The organism is Micromonospora sp. NBS 11-29, assembly GCF_002140155.1.
Classification (GTDB): Bacteria; Actinomycetota; Actinomycetes; order Mycobacteriales; family Micromonosporaceae; genus Micromonospora.
The window spans coordinates 407,638-424,539 of the sequence record NZ_NAPR01000013.1; the positions used below are offsets into that span (position 1 = coordinate 407,638).

The window sequence follows — 16,902 nt, forward strand, 5'->3', positions numbered from 1 at the left end:
GAAGGGGCCCCGCTTAACAGGCCGGCCGGCTGAACGGTCCGGCTCTCCCGTCCGTATCAGGCGTCGAGGGACACCGACGACGGGAGTGAACGTGAAGGTGCAGCGCAAGCACGTGTTGGCGGCGACCGTGGCGGTGACCGCCTCGGTGGNGTCTGCGCCGGGTCGGTGACGTTCTCCGCGGAAGGCGGCCCGCCGGCCGCGACCAGTGACCGGTTCCCGGTGGGCACCCGGCTACGGGTGACGAACCTGGACAACTATCGGATGACGACCGTGACAGTCACCGGCCCGTCGGGCAGTTGCGTGCTGCTCAACGCCGCCGCGATGGACCTGATCCGGGAGCCGGGCAAGAACGTCATCCGCCGTAACGTGGTGGAACGCCTCGACGGCGTGGCCGCCCCGGCGCCCGGTGGCGGCGCGCAGCCGGTCGAGACCCGGCCGGGCAACGCCCAGCCGATCGGCGGCAGCGTCTGCACCGGGGCGCTCACGTTCTTCGCCGAGGGCGGGGCGCCGGCGGCCACCAGCGGGCAGTTCCCGGTGGGCACCCGGCTGCGGGTCACCAACCTGGACAACAACCGGGTGGTGACCGTGACGGTGACCGGGCCGTCCGGCAGTTGCGTGCTGCTCAACACGGCGGCCATGGACGCGATCCGCGAGCCGGGCAAGAACCTGGTCCGTCGCAACGTGGTCCAACTGCTGCGCTGACGATCCGGATGGCACACCACGGGGGGCACCCGTGGTGTGCCGGACCGTCAGCCGAAGGCGGCGTCGAGGATGTCCAGGCCCCGGCCCAGCTCGCCGTCGGAGATCACCAGCGGGGGCAGGAGGCGCAGCACGTTGCCGTAGGTGCCGCAGGTCAGGGTGAGCAGCCCGGCCGCGTGGCAGGCCGCCGAGAGCGCCGCCGTCGCCACCGGGTCGGGGGTGAGCCCACCCGGCTGCACGATCTCCACGGCGAGCATCGCGCCCCGGCCGCGTACCTCGGCCACCCGCGGGTCACGGGCGGCGATCGCCCGCAGCCGCCCACCCGTCACCGCGCCGATCCGTCGGGCGGCGGCGGGCAGGTCCAGCTCGTGCATGATCTCGATCGCCGCGAGCGCGGCGGCGCAGGCGACCGGGTTGCCGCCGTACGTGCCGCCGAGGCCGCCGACGTGCACCGCGTCCATCAGCTCCGCCCGCCCGGTCACCGCCGCCAGCGGCAGCCCGCCGGCCATGCCCTTGGCCAGCGTGACCAGGTCCGGCTCGACGCCCTCGTGCTGGCAGGCGAACCAGTCACCGGTGCGGCAGAAGCCGGTCTGGATCTCGTCGGCGACGAAGACCGCCCCGGCCGCCGTCGCCCACTCGCGCAACGCCGGCAGGAAACCCTTCGCGGGTACGACGAAACCGCCCTCGCCCTGGATCGGCTCGATCAGCAGCGCGGCCACGTTCTCCGCGCCCACCTGCTTCTCGATCATCTCGATCGAGCGGGCCGCGGCGGTCGCCCCGTCGAGGCCGCCGTCGCACAACGGGTATGACATCGGCACCCGGTAGACCTCGCCGGCGAACGGCCCGAACCGGTGCTTGTACGGCATGTTCTTCGCGGTCAACGCCATGGTCAGGTTGGTCCGGCCGTGGTAGGCGTGGTCGAAGACCACCACCGCCGGCCGCCCGGTGGCGTGCCGGGCGATCTTGACCGCGTTCTCCACCGCCTCCGCACCGGAGTTGAACAGCGCCGACCGCTTCTCGAAGCCGCCCGGCGTCAGCGCGTTGAGCCGCTCGCAGACCGCCACGTACGACTCGTACGGCGCGACCATGAAGCAGGTGTGGGTGAAGCGCTCGACCTGGGCGCGTACCGCCTCGACCACCTTCGGCGCGGAGTTGCCCACGTTGGTGACCGCGATGCCGGCCGCGAAGTCGATCCACTCCCGCCCGTCCACGTCGGTGAGCGTGCCACCGCTGGCGTGGTCGACGTACGCGTCGACGACGCTGCCCACCCCCCGGGCCACCGCCGACCCGCGGCGCTTGCGCAGCTCCTCGCTGGACGCCACCTGTCAGCCCTCGATGTTGTGCATGACGTGCTTGACCCGGGTGTAGTCCTCCAGGCTGTAGACCGACAGGTCCTTGCCGTGGCCGGAGTGCTTGAAGCCGCCGTGCGGCATCTCCGAGACGAACGGGATGTGCGTGTTCACCCAGACGCAGCCGAAGTCGAGCCGCCGGGTCATCCGCATGGCCCGGCCGTGGTCGCGGGTCCAGACCGAGGCGGAGAGGCCGTACTCGACGCCGTTGGCCCAGCGCACCGCCTCCTCCTCGTCGGAGAACCGCTGCACGGTGATCACCGGGCCGAACACCTCGTCGGAGATGATCTCGTCGGCCTGCCGGACGCCGGAGACCACGGTCGGGGCGTAGAAGAAGCCCCGCTCGCCGACCCGGGACCCGCCGGTGGTGACGTTCGCGTGATCGGGCAGGCGGTCCACGAAGCCGCTGACCCGGGCCAACTGGTTGACGTTGTTCAGCGGGCCGTAGAGCACGTCCGCGTCGTCCGGCCCGCCGGTGCGGGTGTTGCGGGCCTGCTCGGTCAGCGCGGCGACGAAGTCGTCGTGGATGCCCGGCCCGGTGAGCACCCGGGTGGCGGCCGTGCAGTCCTGGCCGGCGTTGAAATAGCCGCCGACCGCGATGGCCTCGGCCGCCGCCGCGACGTCCGCGTCGTCGAAGATCACCACCGGGGCCTTGCCGCCCAGCTCCAGGTGGGTCCGTTTCAGATCCGGCGCGGCCGCGGCCGCGACCTCCATGCCCGCCCGGGTCGAGCCGGTGATCGACACGAGCTGCGGGGTCGGGTGGGAGACCAGGGTACGGCCGGTGTCGCGGTCGCCGCAGACCACGTTGAACACACCCGGCGGCAGGTGCTCGGCGGCGATCTCGGCCAGCAGCAGCGTCGACACCGGAGTGGTGTCGGACGGCTTCAACACCACCGCGTTGCCGGCCGCGAGCGCCGGGGCGATCTTCCAGACCGCCATCATCAGCGGGTAGTTCCACGGGGTCACCTGGGCGCAGACGCCGATCGGCTCGCGCCGCACGTACGACGTGTGGCCGGCCAGGTACTCACCCGCCGAGCGCCCCTCCAGCAGACGCGCGGCGCCGGCGAAGAAGCGCAGCTCGTCCACGGCCGGCGGCAGCTCCTCGTCGGTGGTGAGCTGCCGGGGCTTGCCGGTGTTGCGGACCTCGGCGTCGACCAGCTCCGCCGTCCGCGCCTCCACCGCGTCGGCGAACTTCAGCAGCGCCCGCTGCCGCTCGGCCGGGGTGGCGTCCCGCCAGGTCTCGAACGCGGCGGAGGCGGCCTCCATCGCCGCGTCCACGTCCGCCGGCCCGGACACCGGGGCCCGGGCGAAGACCTCGCCGGTGCACGGGTCGATCAGGTCGGCGTACCCACCGTCCACCGGGTCGACGTACTCACCGTTGACGAAGTTGCGCAGCTGCTGCTGGTCGCTCATGTCGGGTCTCCGAGAGGTCGCCGGAAGAAAGGTCAGCGGAGGTTCTCGTTATCTGACTGCCATCTTGGCTACCGAATCCGAGGCAGACAAGGGTTTGAGCAACTGTTTCCGCGCGAGCGTGCGTGGATTACGCTGCCCGGCGTGGAGCCGAGAGCCTTCTATGTCGCCGGTCGCCCCGCCCACGGCGAGGGGGAGCTGACCGTCACCCACCCGTACGACGGGCAGGCGGTGGGGCGTACCACATTCGCCACGGACGACCAGGTCGAGGCCGCCGTCGCGGACGCCGCCCGGGTGGCCGCGGTGGCCGCGGCCCTGCCCGCGCACGTCCGCACGGCGGCCCTGGACCACGTCTCCCGGCGGCTCGCCGAGCGGACCGACGAGGTGGCTTCGCTGATCACCGCCGAGAACGGCAAGCCGATGAAGTGGGCGCGGGCCGAGGTCGGGCGCGCCGTGTCGGTCTTCCGGTGGGCCGCCGAGGAGGCCCGACGCTTCTCCGGCGAGCTGCAACGCCTCGACACCGACCCGGCCGCCACCGGGCGGATCGCCCTGGTCCGGCGGGTGCCACGGGGGCCGGTGCTCGGCATCACCCCGTTCAACTTCCCGCTCAACCTGGTCGCCCACAAGGTCGCCCCGGCGCTCGCCGTCGGCGCGCCGATCGTGGTCAAACCGGCGCCCGCCACCCCGCTCAGCGCGCTGCTGCTCGGCGAGATCCTGGCCGGGACCGACCTGCCCGAGGGCATGTTCTCCGTGCTGCCGCTGCCCAACGAACGCGCCGCCGAGCTGGTCGCCGACCCGCGGCTGCCGGTGGTCTCGTTCACCGGCTCCGGGCCGGTCGGCGCCGCGATCCGCCGCGCCGCCCCGGACAAGCACGTCACCCTGGAACTGGGCGGCAACGCGGCGGCGGTGATCTGCGCCGACTGGTCGTCCGACGACGACCTGACGTTCGCCGCGCAGCGCATCGCCACGTTCTCGAACTACCAGGCCGGGCAGTCGTGCATCGCGGTGCAACGCGTCTACGTGCACGAACGGCTCTACGCCGGCTTCCTGCCCCGGCTCGTCGCGGCCGTCGAGGGGTTGCGCACCGGTGACCCCCGCGCCGAGACGACCGACGTCGGCCCGCTCGTGTCCGTCGCGGCGGCGCGGCGCGTCGAGACCTGGGTGGACGAGGCGGTCGCCGCCGGGGCCACCGTCGAGACGGGCGGCCGGCGTGACGGCGCGACCTACCCGCCGACCGTGCTCAGCGGCGTGCCGGCGGACGCGAAGGTCTGCGCCGAGGAGGTGTTCGGGCCGGTGCTGGTGGTCGCCCCGGTCGCGGACGACCGGGCCGCGTTCAGCGCGGTCAACGACTCCGCGTACGGGTTGCAGGCCGGCGTCTTCACCCACCGGCTCGACGTGGCGTTCACCGCCGCCCGGACGTTGGAGGTGGGTGGCGTGATCGTCGGCGACGTGCCGTCGTACCGGGCCGACCAGATGCCCTACGGCGGGGTGAAGGGGTCGGGCGTCGGACGTGAGGGGCTGCACAGCGCCATGGCGGACTACACCGAGCAGCGCGTCACGGTGCTGACCGGGGTGGCGCTGTAGCGGTCGCCGGCTGACCGGCGGCGTCACCTCGGCGTACCGGCGTCCGGTCACCAGGTGCCGTCGTCGCGGACCCGGGCGGGGGCGCGGCCGAGCAGCAGCGTGGTGAGAGCGGCGTCGACGTCCGCGCCGAGGAACCACTCGCCGGCCTGGTCGAGCGCGAAGACACGACCGTGCTCGTCCACGGCGAGGATGCTCTCCTGGCGCTCGCTGCCCAGCGGGAAGAGGCGTACGCCCAGGACCGCGCCGAAGTCGGCGAGGGTGTCGGCGGTGTGCGCCGCACGCAGCGGGTTTGTCGTGAACCGGCTGATCCACACCTGCTCGCCGGGCCCCCGACGACGGGTGAGGACGGCCGGGAACGCGGTGAGCGCCGCCTGGGCGGCGGGGAAGGCCGGATGCCGGTGGTGCTGCCCGGCGACGTCCCTGGTCTCGGTGATCGCGCCCATGGCCAGGGCCTCGTTGAACATGCTGACCTGCCAGCCCCCGTCGAGCAGGGCGTGCGCCACCTCGTCCGGTAGTCGCCCCGGCGGGACGGGCTCGCGCGGCTCGGGACGCCATTCCTCGACGAAGGCGAGGTCGGACCAGGGCAGGAGCGCGAACCGCACCAGGAAGCCGACGCACGAGTCGCAGGGCAGCTCGGCGCGTCCGCCCGCCGGGTCACCCGGTTCACGGCTGCGGAAGATCTCGATCCGGCCGGTGCCGAGAAGCTCCCGCGCCGCCTCGGCGGTCAGGGGCGGAAGCCCTTCGGCGGCGCGGCGGTGGTCGTGCTCGTGCAGGGCGTCGGAGACGGCGATCATCTCGGCGTGCCGCTCGCCGCCGCGAACCAGATGCCCGGTGGGCAGCTCGTCCAGGTAGGACCGCACGAGCGGATGGTGGCGCAGCTCCACGTCGCCCTTCGCGCCCGTGGCGACGTGCAGCCGGCCGCCCAGGGTGAGGTGAGCTGCCGCGCCGGGGGTGGGCAGCCGGGTCACCTCGCGAAGCAGTTGATCGGCGGGATCGACGGTGCGCGGTGCGCGGGGTTCGGCCGGACGGCGTTGCCGGTACATCCGCTCGACCGCGGCCGCCGGGACCCGCGGCCAGGTGGACACCTCGCCGGTCTCCTTGTCGATGACCGTGGTCGGCAGGTCGCCCGGCAGGGCCCGGGCCTCGGCGGACACCGTGGAGACGATGACGTAGCCCAGGTCGAACTCCTCGACCACGGGGGCGCAGGGAAAGCCCAGGCGGTCGGAGTCGCGCCGGGCCCACACGGACGCGAGCTGCTCGGCCTGTCGTCGCTCGATCACCGCTTGAAGTTACCGGACCCCACGGCTTCCGTGGCACCCGGTATGGTCGGCCCTACCCACGGTGACGGAAGGGGATCGCTGGTGGCCGAGAGTGCGGATCGGGATGCGAACCGTGCGCTGCGTGCGCGCTTCGACGAGGTGTACGGCCAGTACCGACGACTGCGGTCCGGTCTGGACGAACTCCAGACCAGACTGGCCGAGCTGCGGGTGACCGAGCGCTCCGACGACGGCCAGGTCACCGCCGTGGTCGGGGCGCGGGGCGAGCTGGTCAGCATCGAGGTGAGCCCCACGGTGTTCCACGACCGGGACGCCCGCGGGCTCAGCCAGAAGATCACCGAGACCGTGTTGCGCGCTTCCGCCGCCGCGGTCACCGCCACCCGCGAGCTGGTCTCCGACCACCTGCCACCCGGCTCGCCGTCGGTCGAGTTCCTGCGTACCAACGACCTCGGTGCGCTGCTGGGCCGGGCGGACGCCGTGCTGGCGCGCGACGAGTGACCGATGGCCGCCGACGAGATCTGGCTCGACCCGGTCCGCGCCCGGCGCGGCGGCGCCGACCTGGCGCTGAGCGGGAAATCCGTGACCGCGGCCCGGCGGCAGGCCGGGGATCCGATCGCGGCGGCGGGCGCGCAACGGCCGTGGGGCCGGGACGACATCGGTGCCGCGTTCGACCGGCAATACCAGGGGTACGCCGAGACGCTCCTGCGCGCGTGGGAGGTGCTCGGCAGATCGCTCGAAGAGCTCGGCTCGGACGTGGTCCGCTCGGTCACCGCCACCGTGGAGACGGACCTGCGCAACGCCAGTGACCTCGGGAAGGTCCCATACCAACGGCACGACCCGCACCGGCCCTGGCGCTGACCACCGGAGGATCCGCGCGTGAGCATGCTGCCCAGCCCGATCCCGCATCCGCTCGACCACTGCCCCTGGGACGTGCCCGGCTGGATCTACGAGGCGCTCGACTGGGTGGTCGGCGTCCAGTGGCCGGAGGGCGACGAGCGCGCCGTCTGGGACCTGGCCGACCGGTGGTACGCCGTGGCCGGCGTACTGGCCGGCCCGCGCGACGACGCCACCACCGCCGCGGGCGAGGTGACGAGCGGGTACGGCGGCGTCGGTCTGGTGGCGCGCGCGTTCGACACCTCCTGGCACCGGGTCGCCGGTGGCCAGGACGCCCCACTGCACGTCCTCGTGGCGGCCACCGACGAGCTGGGCCGGCTGGTCGACTCCTGCGGGTGCGACATCGAGGGCGCGAAGCTGGAGGTCTGGATCGAGCTGGGTCTCCTGGTCGTGGAGCTGCTGTCCCTCGCCGTGGTCACCGTGCTCACCTTCGGTGCCGCCTCACCGGCGGCCGGTGCCGCGATCGCCGCCACCCGGGTCGCCGTGCAGCAGATCTTCAAGCGGCTGGTGGCACAGTTGGCCCGAAAGGCGATCAGGGAAGGGCTGAAGGAGGCGGGCGAGCGGGCCGCCAAGGAGGTCGTACGGAGCGGCGCGCGAGGGCTCGCCCGCAGGGCGGTGCTCGGCGGCCTGGTGGAGGCCGGTCAGGAGGCCGGCACCAGCCTGGCGATCCAGGCGTACCAGAACGCGGCCGGCCGCCGGGACGGCCTGGACCTGGCCGACGTGGGCACCTCCGGTGTCGGCGGCTTCGCCGGCGGCGCGGTCGCGCCCCTGGCCGGCCTCGGTCGGCACGCCAGCGGGCGGTTCACGCAGATCGGGGAACACTTCGGGCGGGAGATGGCCGGCGAGACCCTGGCCGAGACCGCGGCGGGGCTGGCCACCGGGCAGGGCCCGTCGCTGGAGGGCCTGGCCCGCGCCGCGGCTTCCGGCGTGAGCGGTGCCGCCACCGGCCAGGCCGACACGGCGCTGCACCACCGGCTCGACGGAAGGCTGGGCGGCCTGGCGGTGCCCCCGGTCGGCCTGGACGTGCCGTCCGACCCCGACCTGAGCCCGGCACCGGCAGCCGGTCACGTCCGGCCCGACCTCGCCCCGGCGGCCGATCCATCCGCCTTGCCGGTGGACAGGCCGCTCGTCTCGCCGGTGGACCGGGCCTCGGCGTCGCCGCTGCCCGCGCCGCCGGTGGTCGACGCTGCGGTGGCGGCGCACCACCCCGCCTCCGTCGACCTGGCCGGACCGGCACCCGAGGCGAACGTCCCGCCGCCGTCACCCGTGGACCGCGCGGCCCCCGCCGGGACGACCGTCACGGCCCCCGCCGCGGTCGCCACCTCACCCACGCTGACCTCGGTGACCGTCGAGACACCGGTGACCGGCCCGGCGCTCCCGGGGCCGACCGACCTCCGCAGCGGCCCAGCGCCGGTGTCGGTGCTGTCCGACGCCGGTCACCCGCTCCCGAGCACGCCGGCGCAGGCGACAGTGACATCGGCTCCGCCGCTCGCCGGCCACCCGCACGCGGCACCGCTCGCGCCGGACCGGCTCGCACCCCTGGGCACCGGCGGAGGGCACCTCGGCCCACCGGTGGGCTCGGTCAGGCACCCGCCGACCGCACCGCACCCGGGGCCGCCCGGCGTCGGCCCGGATCCCCGACCGGTGCCGAATCCTCGCTTCCCGCTGCTGGAGTCGTTGGCACCGTCCCGTCCCTCCACCGACCCTCCGGCGCCCGGCCCCGGCCCGTCCGGGCCTCGGCCCTCACCTCGGGAGACAGGGCAGCAGCGGGCAGCCCGCCTGGCGGCCGACCGCGAGGCCCTCGACCGGCGGCGCTACCAGGGCTACCTGCGATCACAGCGGGCGTTGTACGAGGAGAACAGGCGGCAGGCTCAGGTCAAGGAGCTTCGTGACGTCGCCGAGCAGCACTACGAGGCGGCGCGCTGGCTTCTGACGCGGGCACACGAACTCCGCCAGGAGGGGCGGCATCAGCTCGCCGACCAGCATGTGCGTGAGGGGCGGCGGCGAGAACGCCTGCACTACCGCGCGGTCGACGAGGCCGAGGTCGTGCGCGCGGGTGGACGCCTGCCGGAGCGGGTGCACATCGAGGACGACCGCGACTTCCACCGGATCAACGATGACGTGGCCGACGTGGCTTCCGGCGCGGTGGAGACGCCCGACCGCTCCGCCCTCACCGGCCACGGGCAGCCACCCACGATCGACCGGTCCCGCCCCTACGGCGTACGCGGCGGTCTGCGTCCCCCGCTCGCGTTGCACCAGACGGACCTCGAACGGCAGATGCCCCGCAACCCGGACGGCACCGTGGCCCGCACCGCCGACCCCCGGCGCGGCGGTTGGTTCCGGCTGGCGAACGACGGCGGACCGGCAGCCGACGCCACCCGGGGCATCAACTGCCTCGACTGCACCCTGTCGTTCTTCGAGACCTGGATGCACGGGCGACCGCGCGTCGCCGCGCCGCGTACCTTCGACGGCTACCTCGAAGGTGACGTCCGCCGGCCGGTGGGCGGCGAGGCGGACGGCCCGCTGCGGGTCGAGGAGACCACCGGCGGTCGGTTCCAGAGCCTCTGCGCTCCTGACCACCTCGGCGTCACCGGGCCGGACCGGCGGCGGTCGGTGGAGCGTGGCTACGGTGACCTGCACGCCCAGTTGGCGTCCGGCGGCCACGGCAGCTACGCCTTCCTGATCACCAGCTTCGAGGGCGGCGGCTCGCACGCCTGGGTGGCGCTAAACCAGAACGGCACGGTCCTCTACCTGGATCCGCAGACGGGCGCGGTGGCGGACCGTCCGCTCTACCGCCACAGCGGGCGACCGTTCGCCGGCAACGTGGTGGGCATCGACGCCCTGGTGCTCGGCCCGGACGGACGGCCGACGCCGCTCGCCGGCCGACCATCCGGCACCTTCAACGCGTTGCCCGAGCCGAAGTCCCGCCCACCGGCGCCGAATGCCGGAAATCCGCCGGACTTCAACCACGTCCACCTGCTCGGCGAGTCCACCACCCTGCACCGCACGACCGGCAGGTCCTTCCCCGGCAGCGCCCCGCCGGCCGAGCCCGAGCCGGCACAGCTTCGCCGGTCGCACCGGGAGGCGCACGCGGCTCGGATCTCCGCCGCGATCTACGTCCGCGNGTCGAGTTGGCGCAACACGCGGACGGGCCGACGCTGCGGCGGCTCGTGCCCGGGTTGGACGAGAGCGCGGCCGACGACCTGCACCGGCTCTTCGCCGACCCGCGTGTGCAGCGGATGCTCGACCAGAGCTGGGAGGCGCCGCCACGGCGTGAGGAGTTGCTGGCCGAGACGCTGGTGCACCAGCTCGCGGAGCGGCCCGACCTGGTCCGGATGGTCCTGACCACGCCGGAACTCGCCAACTCCCTGACGGCTCGCCCGGTCACCCTGCACCACCTGGCCAGCCACCAAGAGGCAATCGACGTCTTGTGCGACGTGCTGGACGACATCGCTGCGCACGGTATAGATGCAGTGATCGCTGAAGAGACGATGACGCCCCGTCCGACGCCCGTCACCGATAGGCAACGCCAGCTGTCCGAATCGATCGCTGCTCGTGCACACCCTACGACGTTGCAACCTGGATTCGACCAAGCACGATGTCATGACGAGGGGTATCGGCTCGCATACCTTGATCGGCTCTACGCAGACGCGGCGGTAGCCCAGCATGAACTTAACCGGCTCGCTGTGGCGCTGGCCGCGGACCACGGCAGTCCAGGTTGGAGGAGGGAGCCCAAGAGCAGACAGCGTGTATTCGACAAGCTGACTGAGTACGAGGGCGACGCGTCGCGACTCAAAGACTTGGCTGGTGCCAAGGTGCAGTTCGACACGCTCGACGGCGTCTATCAGGCACTTGGGCGACTGGCAGCTGATCCACAGGTGGTCATCTTGCAGATCAAGGACCGGTTCCTTGCGCCACAGCCCAGTGGCTATCGGGATACCCTCCTGAACCTTCGCCTGTCGAATGACCATGTGGCGGAGCTCCGGCTGCACCTGGCTCCTCTCGACGACATCGCGGAATGGGAACATGCGCTCTACGAAGTTCGCCGCGACCTGAAGGCTCTGTCCGACTGTGAGGGCAGACCGATGACGAGTGGAGAACGCGCCATCCGCGACGGGGTGCTCCGGCGAGTGCAGGACACCTACTTGCGCAAGGTGCAGGAGAATTTGGGAGAGAGGCCACCGCGATGAGTTCGTCGAAGGGCCTGAGCTTGCCAAGGTTTTTCAACTACTACGACTCGCCCCTGAAGCTCGTCTCGACGGCGGACGGTGGTATCGCTGGCTGGAGGCTGTCCAGGGAGACCGGGGGATGGCGGGAAGCCCATGAGCTCATAGACAGAGTGCTATTTCAGGGTGGTGACGAGATCAATGGGATCTCGCGTGATGAGTTTGTACAGCTGACCGAGCAGGAGCGTGGGCGTTGTCTGCGCGGCGAAGGGGCGATCTTCGCGCTCTACGAGACGGTCCGGGCAATCGAGGACACGTTGCGCGAGGAGCGTCGTTACCCGACCCCACGAGAGCAGGCGCTCATTAGGGGTGTGCGGCGGCGGACCTTCGTGATGTTCGAGGAGCAGCTCCAGCAGGCCGGGGACCCGGGCGCCGACCCCACCATCGGCGCCGATCCCTCCTGAGCTGCCCGACAACGGGCGCGGCCGCCGAAAGGCATTGCCCACCCGGGACCTTTCCGGCATCGTCCAGCCATGCCTGACACGAGCACCGACGCCGCAGCGGGTCTTCCGGCACGCCGGTTCGGGTGGGAGGACATGTTCGTCCCGCCCGAGGAGGACTCCCGCTTCGACGGCCCGTGTGCGGACGAGCGGAGTGTGTTGGCCAACCAACTGCGCAACCACCGTCTCACGCTGGAACTCAAGTGTGGCGGCCTCGACGCGGAGCAGCTTGCCCAGCGCTCGGTACCACCGTCGACGTTGTCGCTTCTCGGGCTGGTCCGGCACGTCGCGGAGCGGGAGCGGCACTGGTTCCGCCGCACCATGGCCGGCAAGGACGTGTCGCGGATCTGGCCGACCAGTGGCGTGGACGGGGCCCTCGACGGCGCGGTCGCCGATCCGGCGATGGTCGAGCAGGCGTGGACGGCGTGGCGCCGCGAGATCGTGTTCGCCGAGCGGTTCGTGGCCGAGGCGCCGAGCCTGGACGTCCGGGGGCATCGGGGCGACCGGATGGTCTTGCTGCGGGAGTTGCTGGTGGACGCGATCGGCGAGTACGCCCGGCACGTCGGTCACGCCGACCTGCTGCGGGAGCGGATCGACGGTCGCGTGGGCCGATGACGCGCGTCGAGCCCGCGCGGGTGGGGACGGTTCCGTACCGGCCGCCGGCCGACGAGGCGGAGGCGCGGCGCGTACAGGAGGAGTTGCGGTCCCGGGTCGACCTGGTCGGGCCCGGTCCGAGCGCGCCCGCGACGGTGGCCGGGCTGGACGTGGCGTACGCGCGCGGTGACGACCTTCTCGCGGCGGCCGTCACGGTCCTGGACGCGGACAGCCTGGCCGTGGTGGACGAGGCGGTGTGCGTGGGCCGGCCGGCCTTCCCGTACGTGCCGGGGTTGTTCGCCTTCCGGGAGATGCCGGCGTTGCTGGCGGCGCTGGACCGGTTGACCGTCCGGCCCGAGCTGCTGGTCTGCGACGGGCACGGGGTGGCGCACCCGCGCCGGTTCGGGTTGGCCTGTCACCTGGGTCTGGTGACCGGGCTGCCGTCGATCGGGGTGGGGAAGACGCCGCTGGTCGGCTCGTGGTCCGGGCCGGGACCACGACGGGGGCAGTGGGCGCCGCTGCGGGACGGTGACGAGGTGGTCGGGCGGGTGTTGCGGACCCGGGACGGAACCAGGCCGGTGTTCGTCAGCGTGGGGCACGCGATGGGGTTGGAGAACGCGGTGCGGCGGGTACTGGCTCTGACGCCCCGGTACCGGCTGCCGGAGACCACCCGGACAGCCGACCAGCTCTGCCGGCGGGCGCTCGCGGCGGCGCAGGGGTGAGGGTGTCGCGGCACACATGAGGGGTCCTCGATGGGCGGGTGCGCGGGTGGCCCGGTAGTAACCTGACCGGCGGATCCGACCGGGACGCAGACGATGAGGTGGAGATGTCGGTGAGGCGGCACGCGGTGCGGTGGGCCACGGTCGGCGCGCTGCTGGGTGGTCTGGTGGCCGCCCCGGCGTCACCGGCGGTGGCCGACGGCGACCGGGTGGGGTTGCGCTCGGCGGGGAGCTTCACCGCCGGTGGTTCACCCGGCACGGTGGTGATCGAGGTGCGGAAGCGCACCGAGGGTTGCGTGCTGTTGCGCACCGCGCTGGGCGTGCGGCTGGACGGGCTGCGGGCGGAGCAGGTCCGGGTGCAGGTGGCGGCCGGCGGCCGCTGGGTGGACGTGCCGGTGTCCGGTGGCGGCGACGCGGTCGCCACCGCCCGGGTGGCGCCGGTCGAGCGGCCGTTGTGCAAGGGCAAGGGCGCGAGTGTGCGCTACCGGGTGGCGTTCGTGGACGGCACCGTCGGTGGGCGGGTGGAGTTGGCCGGCGAGGCGAGCGCGGCGAACGGTCAGGTGCTCGGCCGGGCCGGCCGGTCGGCCCGGCTGGTGGGCGCGGAGCGTACGCCGAGTGCGAGCCCGACGCCCTCCCGTAAGCCCTCGCCGACCCCCACGCCGAGCGAGGCCGCCGCCTCGCCGACCGAGCCGGCCGGCGCGTCGCCGGTGGCCGCCGCCGTCGCCCCGGCCGCCGGGGCCACGGCGGACGACTCGTCCTTCGGAGGTTCTCTGATCATGTGGTTCGGCATCGGGCTGGTGCTGGTCGGCGCCGCGTTGATCGTCCTGCTGGTGCGGCGCAGCCGCGCGGACCGGTCGGACGGTGGCCCGGCCGCCGCCGACCAACCACCGGTCCCGCTGCCCCGCAGCAGCACCACCTACCGTTCCGGGACGCCGGGCCCGGCCCCGACCGTGTACGGCGGCGGCACCGCGCCGCCCCGCCCGACCGGCAACGTGTACGGAGCTCCGCCGCCCTCCGGCGTGGAGGACGCCACAAGCCGGTTGCCCCGCATGCCGGACTGAGCCGGAACCCGACGGTGAAGCGGTCTACCGTGACGATGAGTGGTGACGGTGTGACCCGCCAGTCGGGCTGATGAGCGGATGCCCGAACGGGCCCGGTGCCCCGGCCGGTTCGCCGATAAGATCCGTGCGCCGGACGGCACCGCCGACCGGTGAGACCGCATACGTGGAAGGAGCCGCGCCGTGGCCCTGGACCCGCAGTTGCTCGAGATCCTCGCCTGCCCGGACACACACCACGCACCGCTCGACTACGACCCGCAGGCGCAGACCCTGACCTGCACGGAGTGCGGTCGCGTCTTCGAGGTCCGGGACGACGTGCCGGTGCTGCTCCTGGACGAGTCGCGCGGTGGTCCCGCCGCCGACGACGCGCGCGGCGGGGCGTCGCGGTGATGGAGGGTACGGCCGGGGTCAGCGGGCACCGGCACGCGGACGAGGCCCTGCTGAACGACCCGGCGCTGCTGGCCGAGCGGGACCCGGGCGGGATGCTGCGGTTCACCGCCTCCGCCGGCGCGCAGGTGCGCGAGTCGGCGGCGCTGGCCGCCGAGGCGAACCTGTCCGTGCTCGGCGACGACGGCCGACCGCGGGCGGTGGTCATCGCCGGCATCGGCACCGCCGGGCGTACCGGGGACGTGCTGGCCACGGTCGCCGGGCCGCGCTGCCCGGTGCCGGTCATCCCGCACCGCAGCGCTGGCGTGCCGGGCTGGGTGGGCGCGGCGGACGTGGTCATCGCGGTGAGCGCCTCCGGCCGCAGTCCCGAGGCGCTGGGCGCGGCCGAGGCGGCGCACCGGCGCGGAGCCCGACTGGTCGCGGTCGGTGCTCCGGACTCACAACTCCAGTCGGTGGCCGAGCGGGCCCGGGCGCCGTTCATCCCGGTGCCCCGGCGTGCGCCGGCCCGGGCCAGCCTCTGGGCGCTCACCGTGCCGGTTCTGCTGGCCGCCCGTACGCTCGGGCTCGTGAAGGTCAACGAGGCGGACCTGGCGGAGACCGCGGCCCGGTTGGACGCCGACGCCGACCGGTGCCGGCCGACCGCCGAGTCCTTCGTCAACCCGGCGAAGTCCCTCGCGCTGGGGCTGTCCGGTTCGGTGCCGATCGTCTGGGGTTCGTCCCCGCTGGCTACCGTGGCGGCCCGCCGGTTCGGCGACACGTTGTCCGCCAACGCCCGCTACCCGGTGGTGACCGGCGCGCTGGGTGAGGCGGGCCGGGGCCGGGTCGGCCTGCTCGACGGCGTCTTCGGCGGCCTCGCCGAGGGGGAGCGGGACATCTTCGCCGACCCGGGCGACGACGCCGACGACGGCACCCGGCTGCGGCTGGTGCTGCTGCGCGACGGCGGCCTGAACGCCGACGACGACACCGACGAGCCGCTGGCGGTGGAGGAGCGCCGCGCGGACGCGGTGCAGACGCTCGCCGAGCGGCGCGGGGTGCGCTGCGACGTGGTGACCGCCGAGGGCGGCTCCGCGCTGGAGCGGCTCGCGTCGCTGGTGGCGGTTCCCGACTTCGCCTCGGTCTACCTGGCCTTGGCACATGGGCTGGACCCGATGGCCGTACCGGCCGTCACGGAAATGAAGGAGCTGGCGAACCAGTGAGCACGTGCGGCATCGAGCGAGGCGGGGAATGAGCGCAAACGGGGGCACCAAGGCGATCGTCGCCGCCCTGGCGGCGAACCTCGGCATCGCCGTCACCAAGTTCATCGCGTTCCTGCTGACCGGCTCGTCATCGATGCTGGCCGAGTCGATCCACTCGGTGGCCGACTCCGGCAACCAGGGCCTGCTGCTGATCGGTGGCCGGCGGGCCAAGCGCGAGGCCACTCCGCAGCACCCGTTCGGGTACGGCCGGGAGCGCTACATCTACGCGTTCATCGTGGCGATCGTGCTGTTCAGCCTCGGTGGCCTGTTCGCGCTCTACGAGGCGTACCACAAGGCGTCCGATCCGCACCCGATCGAGAGCTGGCAGTGGGTGCCGGTGGTGGTGCTGGTGTCGGCGATCGTGATGGAGGGCTTCTCGTTCCGCACCGCGATCAAGGAGTCCAACCTGGTCCGCGGCAACCAGAGCTGGGTCCGGTTCATCCGCCGGGCGAAGGCGCCGGAGCTGCCGGTGGTGCTCCTGGAGGACTTCGGTGCCCTGATCGGTCTGGTCTTCGCGCTCTTCGGCGTCGGCATGACGCTGATCACTGGCGACGGCATGTGGGACGCGGCCGGCACCGCGATGATCGGGGTGCTGCTGGTGGTCATCGCGATCGCGCTGGCGATCGAGACCAAGAGCCTGCTGCTCGGGGAGGGTGCCGAGCAGGGTGAGCTGGCCCGGATCGAGCAGGCCGTGACCGGCGGCCCGGAGGTGGAGCGGATCATCCACATGAAGACGCTCTACCTGGGCCCGGAGGAGCTGATGGTGGCGGCGAAGATCGCGGTGCCGCCCTGCGAGTCGGCCGAGGAGCTGGCCCGGGGCATCAACGCGGTCGAGGCGCGGATTCGCCGGGAGGTGCCCGTCGCCCGGGTGATCTACCTGGAGCCGGACATCTACAGCGTCGCCGCGGAGCGGGCGGGCACCGGGCGGGCGGCCGACACGGCCGTACCGGAGGACGCCGTCGGGCAGGACGCCGCTTCGGCGCGTGTGGAGCCGACGGCGGACGAGGTGGCCGGGCGGCCCGGGAGCTGA

Annotated in this window: 16 protein-coding genes; 13 read left to right on the forward strand and 3 right to left on the reverse strand. The window is 73.3% G+C overall.

Annotated features, from left to right (window positions below):
• Window positions 1-261 precede the first annotated feature (261 nt).
• Window positions 262-702, forward strand: coding sequence for a hypothetical protein (locus B1205_RS29850; RefSeq protein ID WP_176308669.1), 441 nt, complete (start codon window positions 262-264; stop codon window positions 700-702).
• A 47-nt stretch (window positions 703-749) separates the two neighbouring features.
• On the opposite strand, the gene gabT is transcribed toward B1205_RS29850, so the two are convergent.
• Window positions 750-2,021, reverse strand: a complete 1,272-nt coding sequence (gabT, locus tag B1205_RS18295; RefSeq protein WP_089156703.1) for a 4-aminobutyrate--2-oxoglutarate transaminase — start codon at window positions 2,019-2,021, stop codon at window positions 750-752.
• Between the two features lie 3 nt (window positions 2,022-2,024).
• The gene (locus B1205_RS18300) at window positions 2,025-3,461 is read right to left on the reverse strand and encodes a gamma-aminobutyraldehyde dehydrogenase (RefSeq protein WP_089156704.1); all 1,437 of its coding nucleotides are present in this window, start codon (window positions 3,459-3,461) and stop codon (window positions 2,025-2,027) included.
• Window positions 3,462-3,602: 141 nt separating this feature from the next.
• Between B1205_RS18300 and B1205_RS18305 the strand changes: the two genes are divergently transcribed.
• A complete protein-coding gene (locus tag B1205_RS18305; protein WP_089156705.1) occupies window positions 3,603-5,042 on the forward strand; it encodes an aldehyde dehydrogenase family protein in 1,440 nt (479 codons plus the stop codon).
• A gap of 47 nt (window positions 5,043-5,089) precedes the next feature.
• On the opposite strand, the gene B1205_RS18310 is transcribed toward B1205_RS18305, so the two are convergent.
• On the reverse strand, window positions 5,090-6,322 hold the full coding sequence (locus B1205_RS18310) for an SUKH-3 domain-containing protein (RefSeq protein WP_089156706.1): 1,233 nt from the start codon (window positions 6,320-6,322) through the stop codon (window positions 5,090-5,092).
• A gap of 81 nt (window positions 6,323-6,403) precedes the next feature.
• Between B1205_RS18310 and B1205_RS18315 the strand changes: the two genes are divergently transcribed.
• The 11 genes from B1205_RS18315 to B1205_RS18360 all read left to right on the forward strand — a co-directional run bounded on the left by B1205_RS18315 (window position 6,404) and on the right by B1205_RS18360 (window position 16,902).
• Window positions 6,404-6,817, forward strand: a complete 414-nt coding sequence (locus tag B1205_RS18315) for a YbaB/EbfC family nucleoid-associated protein (RefSeq protein WP_089156707.1) — start codon at window positions 6,404-6,406, stop codon at window positions 6,815-6,817.
• Between the two features lie 3 nt (window positions 6,818-6,820).
• Window positions 6,821-7,177: a hypothetical protein gene (locus tag B1205_RS18320; protein WP_089156708.1), complete on the forward strand. Its 357-nt coding sequence runs from the start codon at window positions 6,821-6,823 to the stop codon at window positions 7,175-7,177.
• 24 nt (window positions 7,178-7,201) lie between these two features.
• Window positions 7,202-10,558, forward strand: a complete 3,357-nt coding sequence (locus B1205_RS18325) for a toxin glutamine deamidase domain-containing protein (RefSeq protein WP_254910070.1) — start codon at window positions 7,202-7,204, stop codon at window positions 10,556-10,558.
• Window positions 10,495-11,403, forward strand: coding sequence for a hypothetical protein (locus B1205_RS31775; RefSeq protein ID WP_254910026.1), 909 nt, complete (start codon window positions 10,495-10,497; stop codon window positions 11,401-11,403). The genes B1205_RS18325 and B1205_RS31775 overlap by 64 nt, the downstream gene beginning before the upstream one ends.
• Window positions 11,400-11,843, forward strand: a complete 444-nt coding sequence (locus tag B1205_RS18330; RefSeq protein WP_089156709.1) for a hypothetical protein — start codon at window positions 11,400-11,402, stop codon at window positions 11,841-11,843. The genes B1205_RS31775 and B1205_RS18330 overlap by 4 nt, the downstream gene beginning before the upstream one ends.
• A gap of 69 nt (window positions 11,844-11,912) precedes the next feature.
• Window positions 11,913-12,494: a DinB family protein gene (locus B1205_RS18335; protein ID WP_217809845.1), complete on the forward strand. Its 582-nt coding sequence runs from the start codon at window positions 11,913-11,915 to the stop codon at window positions 12,492-12,494.
• Window positions 12,491-13,195 carry a deoxyribonuclease V gene (nfi, locus tag B1205_RS18340; RefSeq protein WP_089156711.1) on the forward strand — a complete coding sequence of 235 codons (705 nt, stop codon included), beginning with the start codon at window positions 12,491-12,493 and terminating at the stop codon, window positions 13,193-13,195. The genes B1205_RS18335 and nfi overlap by 4 nt, the downstream gene beginning before the upstream one ends.
• A gap of 104 nt (window positions 13,196-13,299) precedes the next feature.
• Window positions 13,300-14,253, forward strand: a complete 954-nt coding sequence (locus B1205_RS18345; RefSeq protein ID WP_089157077.1) for a hypothetical protein — start codon at window positions 13,300-13,302, stop codon at window positions 14,251-14,253.
• Window positions 14,254-14,433: 180 nt separating this feature from the next.
• Window positions 14,434-14,640, forward strand: a complete 207-nt coding sequence (locus B1205_RS18350; protein ID WP_089156712.1) for a Trm112 family protein — start codon at window positions 14,434-14,436, stop codon at window positions 14,638-14,640.
• The gene (locus B1205_RS18355) at window positions 14,637-15,833 is read left to right on the forward strand and encodes an SIS domain-containing protein (RefSeq protein ID WP_089156713.1); all 1,197 of its coding nucleotides are present in this window, start codon (window positions 14,637-14,639) and stop codon (window positions 15,831-15,833) included. The genes B1205_RS18350 and B1205_RS18355 overlap by 4 nt, the downstream gene beginning before the upstream one ends.
• Before the next feature lie 28 nt (window positions 15,834-15,861).
• Window positions 15,862-16,902 carry a cation diffusion facilitator family transporter gene (locus B1205_RS18360; RefSeq protein WP_089156714.1) on the forward strand — a complete coding sequence of 347 codons (1,041 nt, stop codon included), beginning with the start codon at window positions 15,862-15,864 and terminating at the stop codon, window positions 16,900-16,902.